At 29.5% G+C, this 12,764-nt stretch carries 14 protein-coding genes and 1 pseudogene; all 15 read left to right on the top strand.

The window, feature by feature from the left end; all coding sequences use genetic code 11:
• Nucleotides 1–4 precede the first annotated feature (4 nt).
• The 15 genes and pseudogenes from ftsY to HMPREF9709_RS04410 all read left to right on the top strand — a co-directional run bounded on the left by ftsY (nucleotide 5) and on the right by HMPREF9709_RS04410 (nucleotide 12,044).
• Nucleotides 5–1,399 carry a signal recognition particle-docking protein FtsY gene (ftsY, locus tag HMPREF9709_RS04480; RefSeq protein WP_005398296.1) on the top strand — a complete coding sequence of 465 codons (1,395 nt, stop codon included), beginning with the start codon at nucleotides 5–7 and terminating at the stop codon, nucleotides 1,397–1,399.
• 156 nt (nucleotides 1,400–1,555) lie between these two features.
• Entirely contained in the window at nucleotides 1,556–1,894 is a 339-nt protein-coding gene (gene ylxM / locus HMPREF9709_RS04475; RefSeq protein WP_005398295.1) for a YlxM family DNA-binding protein, read from the top strand.
• A gap of 10 nt (nucleotides 1,895–1,904) precedes the next feature.
• A complete protein-coding gene (gene ffh / locus HMPREF9709_RS04470; RefSeq protein WP_005398294.1) occupies nucleotides 1,905–3,236 on the top strand; it encodes a signal recognition particle protein in 1,332 nt (443 codons plus the stop codon).
• Between the two features lie 15 nt (nucleotides 3,237–3,251).
• Nucleotides 3,252–3,482, top strand: a pseudogene (gene rpsP, locus HMPREF9709_RS10230) (30S ribosomal protein S16); the annotation flags it as partial.
• A gap of 245 nt (nucleotides 3,483–3,727) precedes the next feature.
• A complete protein-coding gene (locus HMPREF9709_RS04460) occupies nucleotides 3,728–3,961 on the top strand; it encodes a KH domain-containing protein (RefSeq protein ID WP_005398292.1) in 234 nt (77 codons plus the stop codon).
• Complete coding sequence (gene rimM, locus HMPREF9709_RS04455; RefSeq protein ID WP_005398288.1) at nucleotides 3,961–4,446, top strand: ribosome maturation factor RimM; 486 nt, start codon at nucleotides 3,961–3,963, stop codon at nucleotides 4,444–4,446. The genes HMPREF9709_RS04460 and rimM overlap by 1 nt, the downstream gene beginning before the upstream one ends.
• On the top strand, nucleotides 4,446–5,141 hold the full coding sequence (gene trmD, locus HMPREF9709_RS04450; protein ID WP_005398286.1) for a tRNA (guanosine(37)-N1)-methyltransferase TrmD: 696 nt from the start codon (nucleotides 4,446–4,448) through the stop codon (nucleotides 5,139–5,141). The genes rimM and trmD overlap by 1 nt, the downstream gene beginning before the upstream one ends.
• 2 nt (nucleotides 5,142–5,143) lie before the next feature.
• Nucleotides 5,144–5,491: a 50S ribosomal protein L19 gene (gene rplS, locus HMPREF9709_RS04445; protein WP_005398285.1), complete on the top strand. Its 348-nt coding sequence runs from the start codon at nucleotides 5,144–5,146 to the stop codon at nucleotides 5,489–5,491.
• 52 nt (nucleotides 5,492–5,543) lie between these two features.
• Entirely contained in the window at nucleotides 5,544–6,395 is an 852-nt protein-coding gene (ylqF, locus tag HMPREF9709_RS04440) for a ribosome biogenesis GTPase YlqF (RefSeq protein WP_005398284.1), read from the top strand.
• A 95-nt stretch (nucleotides 6,396–6,490) separates the two neighbouring features.
• Entirely contained in the window at nucleotides 6,491–7,138 is a 648-nt protein-coding gene (locus HMPREF9709_RS04435; protein WP_005398283.1) for a ribonuclease HII, read from the top strand.
• The gene (locus tag HMPREF9709_RS04430) at nucleotides 7,110–7,460 is read left to right on the top strand and encodes a YraN family protein (protein WP_005398282.1); all 351 of its coding nucleotides are present in this window, start codon (nucleotides 7,110–7,112) and stop codon (nucleotides 7,458–7,460) included. The genes HMPREF9709_RS04435 and HMPREF9709_RS04430 overlap by 29 nt, the downstream gene beginning before the upstream one ends.
• Before the next feature lie 9 nt (nucleotides 7,461–7,469).
• The gene (dprA, locus tag HMPREF9709_RS04425) at nucleotides 7,470–8,561 is read left to right on the top strand and encodes a DNA-processing protein DprA (protein WP_005398280.1); all 1,092 of its coding nucleotides are present in this window, start codon (nucleotides 7,470–7,472) and stop codon (nucleotides 8,559–8,561) included.
• A gap of 71 nt (nucleotides 8,562–8,632) precedes the next feature.
• Nucleotides 8,633–10,687, top strand: a complete 2,055-nt coding sequence (topA, locus tag HMPREF9709_RS04420; protein ID WP_005398276.1) for a type I DNA topoisomerase — start codon at nucleotides 8,633–8,635, stop codon at nucleotides 10,685–10,687.
• A gap of 57 nt (nucleotides 10,688–10,744) precedes the next feature.
• Nucleotides 10,745–11,758 carry a LacI family DNA-binding transcriptional regulator gene (locus HMPREF9709_RS04415; RefSeq protein ID WP_005398275.1) on the top strand — a complete coding sequence of 338 codons (1,014 nt, stop codon included), beginning with the start codon at nucleotides 10,745–10,747 and terminating at the stop codon, nucleotides 11,756–11,758.
• A gap of 25 nt (nucleotides 11,759–11,783) precedes the next feature.
• Entirely contained in the window at nucleotides 11,784–12,044 is a 261-nt protein-coding gene (locus tag HMPREF9709_RS04410; protein ID WP_005398273.1) for an HPr family phosphocarrier protein, read from the top strand.
• Nucleotides 12,045–12,764 lie beyond the last annotated feature (720 nt).

The following is a 12,764-nucleotide window of genomic DNA, read 5'->3' as shown; positions in this document are numbered from 1 at the left end:
GTCTATGTTTAAAAAGTTTTTTAAGAAATTCATTAATGATGATAATGACGAAAAACAGAAAAAAGAAACATTAAATGAAGAAGAAAAAGTAAAAGAAGAAGAGGTCGATGAAAAATTCTTTGATGAGGATATAAATCATAAAGACGGGGAAAAACAAGAAGATGATATTGAATTAAATTATCATGAACAGGTAGAAGACGAAATAACTCAAGAAGAAATGGATGAGATTGATTTTTCAGAAGTGATTGAAGAGGCGGAAGAAGAGTCTGAAAATCCTGAAATAGATAATGCTATTGAGCTTGATTATCATGAAGAAACAGAAAATGAAATTTCTCAAGAAGAGATGGATGAAATGAATATCGAAGAAATGATATCAGAAGAAACTGATGAGGATCATCAAGAAAACATTCCTACTGAGGTAAAAGAAGATACTAAAGTTGAAGAGGAAGTTAAAGAAGAAAAGAAAGTTCCTGAAAAAAAATCATTCTTTGAAAGATTGAAATCTGGTTTATTCAAAACTCGTGATGCAATGAATTCAGCTATTGATAATCTTATCAATGGTAAGGCGAAAATTGACGATGATTTGTATGATGAACTTGAAGAAATAATGATTTCTGCTGATATGGGCGTGGAAACAACTATTAGTATTATCGATGAACTAAGGGATGTTGTTGCTGATAATCATATTAGAGACCCAAAATTAATAAAAGTAGAGCTTGAAAAATTATTGAGAAATAAATTAAAAGCAAACAATCAAGACAATAGTCTAAATGTAGAAGAAGGAAAACAATCTGTAATTTTAGTTATAGGTGTAAATGGAGTTGGTAAGACAACAACAATTGGTAAATTAGCCTATAATCTTAAAAAAGATGGCAAATCTGTAATGATTGCTGCAGGTGATACATTTAGAGCAGCTGCCATTGAACAATTGGGTGAATGGGCAAAAAGAGTTGATGCACCTATGATTTCGACTAGTGAAGGATCCGATCCGGCATCAGTTGTATTTGATGCAATTAAATCACAAAAAGCAGATAATACTGATGTTTTAATTATTGACACAGCTGGTAGACTTCACAATAAAGTAAATCTTATGAATGAGTTAGAAAAAATCAATAGAATTATTTCACGTGAACATCCAGATGCAAACAAAGAAATACTTTTAGTATTAGATGCGACAACTGGTCAAAATGCATTATTCCAAGCTAAAGAGTTTAACAAAGTAACTAAAATCACTGGATTGGTGTTGACAAAACTTGATGGTACAGCAAAAGGTGGGGTAGTATTCCCATTACAAGTAGAAAATAATATTCCTGTCAAGTTTATTGGAATTGGTGAACAAAAAGATAATTTAGAAAAATTTGATTCTGATAAATTTGTTGATGCATTATTTAGCAAATAAAATGAAATTATAAGAAAAATGTACAAGATGAGAAAATGATATTTAAAAATATTTAATAGTCTCAATATTGTACATTTTTTTATAATAAAATTTGACATTAAACATTGATTTTGCTAATATATAACTTGTCAATGAAAAACCTTGACAGGAGATTAGATGGAAAAAAATATTATGATAAGTATTTTTTATGAGTATTATAAAAAATTACTTACAGATAAGCAGGCTGAAGCTATCGAAATGTATTATTTAGAAGATTTATCCTTGACAGAAATTGCTGACATTCAAGGTGTATCAAAACAAAGCATATCAGAAACGATTAAACGTTCTGAAAAAGCTTTATATGATTTTGAAGATTCGCTAAAGATGTATGAAAGGATAAATGAATTAAGTAGTTTAGTAGATAGATTGGAAAATAATTTGCTAAATGATCTCGATGATGAACATTTCTCAAAATATATGGAGATTATTTATCAAATTAGAAATAAATTAAAATAGGAAGTGCTAAATGTTTGAAAACTTATCGGATAGATTACAGAGTTTAATGGCTGGTCTTAGAGGTAAAGGAAAGCTTTCTGAAAAAGATATAGATGCTGCAATGAGAGAAATTCGACTTGCATTATTAGAGGCTGACGTAAACTTTAAGGTAGTAAAAAGCTTTGTAAAAAAAGTTAAAGAGAGAGCCTTAGGCGCTGAGGTTATGCAGAGTTTAACTCCTGGACAAATGGTTGTAAAAATTGTTAATGAAGAATTAATAGCCTTGATGAGCGATGAAAATCAAGTTTTGAAATTTTCACCTAAACCACCAACAGTTATTATGATGTGTGGTTTACAAGGTGCAGGTAAAACGACTCAAACAGGTAAGTTAGCTCTTCATCTAAAGAAGAAAAACAAGAAACCATTACTTGTTGCAGGAGATATTTATAGACCTGCTGCTATAGACCAACTTAAGGTTGTAGGTAAAAAAGTTGATGTACCAGTTTTTTCTTTAGGGAAAATTGACCCAGTAGAAATTGCTAAAAAAGCTATTGAAGAAGCTAAGAAAAATGGCAATGATGTTGTTATCATAGATACAGCTGGTAGACTTCATATTGATGAAGAATTGATGAATGAATTAATACGCATTAAAGAAGCTGTTAATGTAACAGAAACTTTATTGGTTGTCGATGCGATGACTGGTCAAGATGCGGTAAATGTTGCTGAAACTTTCAATAATCAATTAGAGATTACTGGGATTTTAATGACAAAGCTTGATGGTGACACAAGAGGTGGTGCCGCTTTATCAATTAGAGCTGTTACACAAAAACCTATTAAGTTCATTGGTATTGGTGAAAATATGGAAAACTTGGAACAATTCCATCCCGATAGACTAGTATCAAGAATATTAGGAATGGGTGATGTGCTATCACTTATTGAAAAAGCTGAACAAGCTTTAGATTTAGAAAAAGCAAAAGAACTTGAAGAAAAAATGAAAAACCAATCATTTGACTTAAATGATTTTCTTGATCAAATTTCACAAATGAGAAATTTGGGACCTCTTGAAGATATAATCAAAATGATACCTGGTGTTGATAAAAAAGCCCTTAAAGGGATGAATTTTGATCCTAAAGCTATAGATAGAATAGAAGCAATTATTAGATCTATGACAATTAAGGAAAGAACAAAACCAAGTACAATTGATAACTCAAGAAAGAAGAGAATTGCAAATGGTTCAGGTACAAATATTGGAGAAGTAAATAAATTACTAAAACAATTTGAAGAAACCAAAAAAATGATGAAAAAAATGGGTGCTTTAAATAAAAAACAAAAAAAGGGAAGAAGAAAATTCCCATTCTTTTAATAACGGAGGAGAAATATGGCAGTAAAAATTAGAATGAAAAGAATAGGTGCTAAAAAGAGACCATTCTACAGAATAGTTGTAGCAGATGAAAGATCACCAAGAGATGGAAAATTCATCGAAGAAATCGGATATTATAATCCAATTTCAGAACCAAAAGTATTTAAGATTGATAGCGAAAGAGTAGATTACTGGATAGGAGTAGGTGCAAAACCAACTACAACAGTAGCAAGATTATTAAAAACTGATTTTGAAGATTTAGCTAAACAAGTTGAAGAAAAGAAAAAAGCTGAAGCAGAAAAAAAAGCAAAAGAAGCTGAAGAAAGAAGATTAAAGAGAGAAGCAGAAAAAAAAGCAAAAGAAGCTGAAGAAAGAAGATTAAAGAGAGAAGCAGAAGAAAAAGCAAAAGCTGAAGAAGCTGCTAAAGAAGTAGAAGCAGCAGCTGCCGAAGAAGAAGTAGTTGAAGAAACTGAAGAAGAAGTGGAAGCTTAATAATGAATGAAATTGTAGAATATATTGCGAAAGTTTTAGTAGCAAAACCAGAAGATGTTGAAGTAATTACAGAACAAAATGATGGTATTGTTGATATTAAATTATTAGTAAATAGTGAAGATATGGGGAAAGTTATTGGAAAGCAAGGTAAAATTGCAAATTCAATTAGATCCATATTAAAAGCTTGTGCTATTAAAGAACAAAAAAAAGTAAATTTAGTAATAGATTCAAAATAATGGAAAAAATAAAAGTTGGTACAATTATAAATACCCATGGTATAAAAGGTGAATTAAAAGTTGAAAGAACTGGTATAGAAGAATTTGATCGAGTTATTAAGTATTATATCGAAGGATATGAAGATGAATTTGAAATAAAAAGTTCTAAGATTCACAAGGGTAATTATATTATTTTACTTGATGGTTATAATAATATAAATGATGTATTGAAGTTTAAAGGTAAATCTATTTATATTTCATCTGATGATCTTATTGATTTGGAAGATGATGAGTTTTATATAAAAGATTTAATTGGTATTGAAGTAATAGATAATAACGATAAAGAAGTTGGAAAAGTAGTTGATGTATTAGAATATGATGTAAATGATGTTTATGTTGTAAAAAGTGATACCAAAGAAATGCTTATTCCAGCAGTTGCTGAATTTATACTCGATATTGATTTAGAAAATAATAAAATGAAAGTAAAGCTAATAGAAGGTATGTAATGAACATTGATATTTTAACACTTTTCCCAAATTCATTTGACTTTTTAAGATCATATGGTGTGATCGGAAAAGCGGTAGAAAATAATTTAATCAATATTAGTACTGTTGATATTAGATCTTTTTCTAAAGATAAGCATAAGAAAGTTGATGACGAAGTTTATGGTGGATCTGCGGGTATGCTTATGAAAGTTGAGCCTGTAATTGATGCCATTGAAAGTGTTAAAAAAGAAAAATCCAAAGTTATTTTTTTAAGTCCACAGGGACGAGTGTTTAATCAAGAAATAGCAAATGAACTTTCTAAAGAAGAACATATAATATTGCTTTGCGGACATTATGAAGGTATTGATTCAAGAGTTGTAAATAACTATGTTGATTTTGAATTATCTATTGGCGATTATGTGTTGACTGGTGGAGAAATACCAGCAATGGTAGTTATTGATGCAACAGCAAGACTAGTCGCGAATGTAATAGGTAAAGAGGAATCATATCAGACAGATTCTCATTACAATATATTATTGCAACATGATCATTTTACAAGACCTAGAGAATACAGAGGTTTGAAAGTACCTGAGGTGCTATTTTCTGGTAATCATAAATTAATAGAAGAGTGGCAAAAAAATAGCAGTATAGAAAATACAAAAAGAAAAAGACCAGATTTATATAAAAAATATATTGAAAGTTTAAGAAAGGGATAATTATGGATATCATAAGACAAATCGAAGATGAACAAAAGAAAGACTCTTTACCTGAAATCTCAGTTGGTGATTATGTAAAAGTCGATTATAGAATAAAAGAAGGTTCAAGAGAAAGAATTCAAGTTTTTGAAGGTACAGTTATTAAAATTCAAGGAGAAAGTGTAAGATCAACATTTACTGTAAGAAGATTATCATACGGTGTTGGTGTTGAAAGAACATTCTTACTACATTCACCAAGAGTAGAAAAAATAACTATTGCTAGACATGGTAAAGCAAGAAGAGCAAAACTATTCTACTTAAGAAATAGAGTAGGTAAAGCTGCTAAATTAAGAGAAAAAACAGATTACTAAGAATTAGGTTGGACAATTGTCTGACCTTTTTTTATAACATTTAGGAGGATTTATGAATATTAACTGGTATCCAGGACATATGAAAAAATCTATTGACAAAATAAGAGAGTCATTAAAACTTGTAGATATTGTTGCCGAAATTGTTGATTCTAGAATACCAATTAGTTCAAGAAATCCGGTAATTGATAAAATATTAGGAGATTTTCCAAGGATAATCATCTTAAATAAAGTGGATATGGCTAATCCAAAGGAAACAAGAAAATGGATTAAATATTTTAATGAAAAAAATATTTCAGTAATAGAGTTTAATTCAACAAAAGATAAAAAAACAAATGATTTATATAAAATTGCTAGAAAGACATTGGAGCCTTTATTTGCTAAAAGGAAAGAAAAACAGATAAAAGATGAAACTATAAAGATGATGGTAGTAGGTATACCTAATGTTGGGAAATCAACATTTATCAATAATGTTTCTCAAAGAAAAGGTACAAAAGTTGGAAATAGACCTGGTGTTACAAGGATGAATCAATGGATAAGAACTTCAAGTAATCTCTTGTTATTAGACACTCCAGGAGTTTTATGGCCAAAACTAGATTTACCTGATGGTGGTAAAAATTTAGCTTTTACAGGAGCAATTAAAGATGAAATCTTAGAAATTGAAGATCTTTGTTTTGAGTTAATTAAAAAATTGCAATCTACTTATTATGAAGATTTGATCAATAGGTATGGTATTGAAAATGATTTAACTACTATTGAAATTATGGATAGTATTGCTCTAAAATTTGGTGCTATAAAAAGAAACAAAGAGATAGATTATTTTAAGGTTGCTAATATTATTTTAGATGATTTTAGAAAAGTAAGAATTGGAAGAATAACTTTAGAAACAGTAGAAGAATTAAAATAATAAATCTTTAGTTTTAGACAAATTTTTACAAATGTTAAATTTACGTAACAATAATGAAAGTTTATTTTTGTGAAAAACATTTATAATGAGGTTATATGAGAATAAAGTTAAATAGAGATCAATTAGAAATTTTATTAGATAAAGCAAAAGACTACAACAGTATTTGTGGTGTGGATGAAGTTGGAAGAGGACCAATTGCTGGACCAGTTGTAAGTTGCGCTATTGTAATGGGTGGGGATCATATAGATGGAGTGAAAGATTCCAAGAAATTAACTGATAAAAAAAGGAGGGAATTAGCTAAAGACATCTATTCCCGTGCAATTGCAATAGGATATGGTATTGTAGAGCATAATATCATAGATGAGATAAACATTCGCCAAGCGAGTTTATTAGCTATGAAGCAGGCCATTGATAATCTATCTGACAAAAAGGGTAATCCTTATAAATGTGATTTAGCATTAATTGATGCGGAGATTATTGAACATGATATAGACCAAATAGCTATAATATCAGGCGATGATTTAGTTTATGAAATATCTTGCGCATCTATATTGGCTAAGATATTTAGAGATGATATTATGATTGAGTATTCAAAAAAATATCCGGAATATATGTTTGAAGCGCATAAAGGTTACGGTACAAAAAAGCATTATGAAGCTATAGATGAATATGGATTGACCGACATTCATAGAAAAACCTTTATGAAAAAATACTATGAGCAACGAAACAAAAGTAACAGGTAGATTAGGCGAGGAAATCGCATCAAAGTTTTTGAAGAAACATGGATATACAATATTAGAAAGAAATTTTACAACTAATTTTGCTGAAGCTGATATTATTGCTTTATATGACGATACAATTGTTATTGTAGAAGTGAAAACTAGAAAAAATTTTGAGTATACATCAGCTTCACAATCTGTAAATAATATAAAACAAGTAAAATTAAAAAATTTAGGTTTATATTACATAGATAAATGGAGACTTTATGATTATAATTTAAGGTTTGATATCATAGAGTGTTATTGGCAGATTAAAAAAATTAATCATATCATTAATGCTTTTTGAGGAGGATCTATGTATAATCACAGAAGAATAATTTTATTTCTAAATATTGCCGGTATAAATAATTTAAGAATAATTAATTTTATAAGTGAGGGGCTATTAGATTATTTTTTACATCTACGTAAAAATTCAATAAATAGACTCTTTTTTTTAACAAATTATGAAAAAGATTTACTTTATGATAAGTTTGATTCAATTAATATTGATGAAGAAATGCGTAAAATGTATCAACTATCAATAAAATTTTCTACGATTTTGGATAAAAACTATCCAGAAAGATTAAAAAAGATATATAATGCTCCTGCCATTTTGTATTACAAAGGTGAAGGTTTTGATGAAATAAACCAATGTTTGGCTATTGTAGGCACTAGAAAACCAACAAATTATGGAAAATGGTGTACTAATAAAATAGTTACTGAATTAGCGAGATATAAAATAAGTACTGTCTCAGGAATGGCACTAGGGATCGATGCACAAGTGCATACCAGCTCAATAGAATCAAAGATTCATACTATCGGTGTACTTGCTTCATCATTAGAAATAGAATATCCTAAAACCAATAAATATATTTATAATCTAATGAAGAATAATTTGTTAATATCTGAATTTCCTTTAGGGACAAATCCCATTAAGAGAAATTTTGTTTTTAGGAATAGAATAATTTCTGGTATTTCTTTAGGAGTATTAGTTATAGAAGCGGCGGAAGAAAGCGGTTCTTTGATAACTGCTAATTATGCTATTGAACAAAATCGTGATGTTTTTGCAATTCCTGGTAATATAAATTCTATATATTCCGAAGGATGCAATAGACTTATAAAAAAAGGTGCAAAAATTATTCAAAATGCAAATGATATAATAGAAGAGTTTTCATTTCTAGAAGAAGTAAATACTCTTATTCCTGGTGATCTATCAGATAAGATAGATGATAAGTTTACTATTGAGGAAATGACTGTAATTAAACTGTTAAAAGATAAAATTCTTTCTATAGATGATATGTCAAACATTACGGGTATAAATATAAATAAATTATACGCCATCTTAGTGAATCTAGAGATAAATAATATTGTAATTAATTTGAATGGAAATGTTTATTCCTTAAAATAATATTATTCATTATTGTATTTATTTTAATTTATGATATTATTACACTTGGAATTGAAAAAAAAGGGGAGAATATGGCAAAAAATTTGATTATAGTTGAATCACCTACAAAAGCAAAGACTATTAGCAAGTTTTTAGGTAGAAATTACAAAGTAATGGCATCAGTTGGTCATTTACGTGATTTACCTAAAAGTAGAATGGGTGTTGACATTGAAAATAATTTCGAACCTGAATATATTAATGTTAGAGGTAAAGCTTCAACTATTAATGCAATAAAAAAAGAAGCTAAAAATTCAGAAAATGTTTATCTTGCTTCCGACCCGGATAGAGAAGGGGAAGCAATTGCATGGCATTTAGCATTTTTATTAGGTTTAAGTCAAGAAGATAAAAATAGAATAGTATTTCATGAGATTACAAAAGAAACAGTTTTAGAGGCGTTAAAAAATCCAAGAGAGATAGATCTTAATTTAGTTGACGCACAACAAGCGAGGCGTGTTTTAGACCGTATAGTAGGATATAAACTATCTCCTGTTCTTTGGAAGAAAGTGAAAAATGGACTTTCTGCAGGTAGGGTGCAATCTGCTGCGCTTAAGATTATTGTTGATAGAGAAAAAGAGATTCAAAAATTTAAGCCAGAAGAATATTGGAGCATTACTTTATTTTCAAATAAAGATAAAATAGATTTCCAAGGTGATTTTTATGGCCAAACTATCAATAATAAATTAGAGAGTGTAAAATTAAATAATGAACAAGAAGTTGATGAAATCATTTCTAAGTTAGGAAAAGATTTTACAATTATTGATAAGAATGTTCAAAAGAGAAAGAGAAAGGCATATGCACCTTTTACCACTTCAACATTACAACAAGAAGCCTCAAAAAAATTAGGTTTTACTACATCTAAGACAATGTCAGTTGCACAACAATTATACGAAGGTATTAATGTTGGAAGTGGCTCTGTGGGTCTAATTTCATATATGAGAACAGATTCTACAAGATTATCCAAGGCTATTGTTGATGAAGCAGTAAAATTCATAAAAGATAATTATGGGGCCAAATATGCATGTAAAGGAAGACAATATAGTAAGGCAAAAGCAAATGCTCAAAATGCTCACGAAGCTGTAAGAGTGTCTTCTATTGCTAGAACTCCAGATAAAATAAGAGATTATCTATCAAATGATCAATTTAAGCTATATAGATTGATTTGGGAAAGAACTATTGCTTCTCAAATGAAAGATAGTGAATATTTGTCAACTAGATACGATGCGGAATCAAACAATCAAGTATTTAGATTTAATGGTTCCATAATTACATTTGATGGTTTCACAAAAGTGTGGAAAACTAGTGATAAAAGCGTTGAATTACCTGATTTAGAAATTGGGGAAAAAATTCCATCTAAGAAAATTGAAAAGAATCAACATTTTACTAAACCAAAACCAAGATTTACAGAATCCTCTTTAGTAAAGGAATTAGAAAAAAATGGTATTGGTAGACCTTCTACATATTCTTCCATTATTAGAAGTATTTTGAGTAGAAATTATGTTGAATTTGAAGAAAAAGCATTAAAACCTACAGAAATTGGTTTTACTGTGATGGAGTTATTAGATAAATATTTTGATGAAATAATCAATACTGACTTCACAGCTCAAATGGAGACAGATTTAGATAAAATAGAAGAAGATAAGATCGAATGGAAAAAATTATTAAAAGAATTTTATGATAAATTTGAAATCTATTTAACTGAAGCGCAAAATTCAAAAACAGATTACGAAATAAAATCAGAACCTACAGGAAAAAAATGTCCAGAATGTGGGGGAAATTTACTTTATAAAAATGGTAGAAATGGTCAGTTTATTGGATGTGAAAATTTCCCAGAATGTAAGCATACAGAAAATATTGTTAAAGAAATTGGTGTAAAATGTCCAAGATGCGGTGGAAAAATTGTTGAAAAAATTTCCAAACGTGGTAAACTTTTCTATGGTTGCGACAATTATCCAAAATGTGAATGGGCTTCTTGGTATAAACCAACTGGTGAGATTTGCCCTGAATGTGGCGATTTAATGGTGCATAAAAAGAACCGAAAAGAGGACATTATTGTATGTAATAATGAAAATTGTCCAACAAATAAATAATTATTGTATGAAAAGGTTATTTATGGTACAATTAAGCAAAAGAGATTGGAGGGGTATATGTCTAGAAAGCCAACTATGGAAGATGTTAAAAATCTTGCCGGTGTATCTATTTCAACTGTATCGAGAGTAATCAATGGTACAAGAAAAGTATCACCTGATAAAACTGAAGCAGTAAACAAAGCAATTGAAAAACTTGGATATAAGCCAAATGAACTAGCTAGATCTCTAGTTATGAAAAGATCTAATACATTGGGAATTATCTTAGATGATATTGGATATGGGTACATGGCTCAATATTTGAGGGGTATCGATGAAATAGGAAAGATGTATAAGTATGATATCCTTCTATACTCTACATTTGGAGATTTTGAAATTCAAAAGAAAGCTGTAGATTTCTTATCTTCAAAGCAAGTTGAGGGAATAATCGTTATATCTGAAAAAATTAACAGTGAAATACTTTATTTAATCAGAGAGCATGAAATACCATATATCATTTTGGACCAATTCTATAGTCCAGAAGAATTTAAGACAATTACTATCGATTATAAACAAGCTATGTACGATATGACAAAATACATAATTGACAATAATCATAAGAAAATTGCATATGTAAGAGAAAGATCTTCTTCATATTCTGCAGAATCAAAAGAAACTGGTTATCAAGAATGTGTAGATGATTTCAACTTAGAATCATGGGTATTTAATACTCCAGAAAACAGTATAGAAGCTGGCTATAATTTCTTAGAAAAAAATATTAAGAAATTTAGAGATTACAATATTACAGCTATTGTAGCAGATTCAGATGCATTAGCTATTGGTATGCTTCATTATTTCTATGATAATAATATTAGCATTCCAGAAGAATTTTCAATTACTGGATTTGGAAATACAGAAATATCTGAATTATTCAAACCATCACTTTCTTCAGTTAGAATGCCATACTATGATATAGGGGCTATAGCTGTTAGAATGCTTGTTAAAATATTGAGAGAATCAGAAGAATTCGAAAAATCAATTAATTTGAAGCATGAAATAATGGAAAGAGAAACTGTAAGAAAGTTAAAAAAATAGTAAATTTAATATTTAGGAGGAAAAAATGGTTGAAAAGAAAGTAGTAGTAAAAAATGAAACAGGCTTACATGCAAGACCTGCAGCAGCATTAGTACAATTTGTGAAAGGTATCCCAGGAGACGTAGAGTTAGTTAAAGAAGGTAAAGTTGCAAACGCAAAAAGCATCTTTAGTGTAATGTCTTTAGGAATATCAAAAGATACAGAAATACTAGTAAGAGTTACAGGGGAAGACGAAGAAGAACACTGTGAAAAAGTAGTTGAATTTATTGAAAATTTAACAGACTAATCATATTTAAAATAGTAGGATACCTCGCGTATCCTTTTTTTATGACCTAACTTTGTCGCTCAGGCGATGCTTTGCATCGTCTGAAGACAAAAGTAGGTCAAACGCATTGCGACACAATGAAAAGCGACCGAATAGGGAGCATTGAATTGATGTAAGCAGGCGGAAAATGACCTAACTACCATAAAAAAAGCTGACGGCTAAAGTAGGTAAGCCGTAGCTTTCACCAAATCAAAGATTTGGGAAAACCTGACATGAGGCCTACTAAAGCTCATTACATTCGCTAAGTTAGGGCTTCAAAACGCATTGCGACACAATGATAATGACTGACTTGCATCTTCATCGATTAGAATAATCGATGAAGATGCAAGTCAGTCAGATACAGCGAAACTTGATGAGAAGCGACCATAGGAGCTTCGAATCAAAGTTGAGTCGTAAAAGCGAATTTATTAGAAAAATCAACAATTACATGTGTAAATTCCAATATCGAAAATACACATGTAAGAAAAAATGTGAAATTACATGTGTAAACTCTAAAAGCTAAATTAAACATGTAAGAAAAAAGTTAAAATTACATGTGTAATTCTAAAATGTTAAAATACACATGTAAAGCAAAAAAATTTATACATGTGTAAAGCCGGAAAGCTAATTTACACATGTAGAGAAAAAGTATAAATTACATGTGTAAAACAGAAAATGAGGAATACACATGTAAAGTAGAGT

The organism is Helcococcus kunzii ATCC 51366, assembly GCF_000245755.1.
GTDB classification, from domain to species: Bacteria; Bacillota; Clostridia; order Tissierellales; family Peptoniphilaceae; genus Helcococcus; species Helcococcus kunzii.
This window is presented reverse-complemented; position numbering and strand designations above follow the sequence as displayed.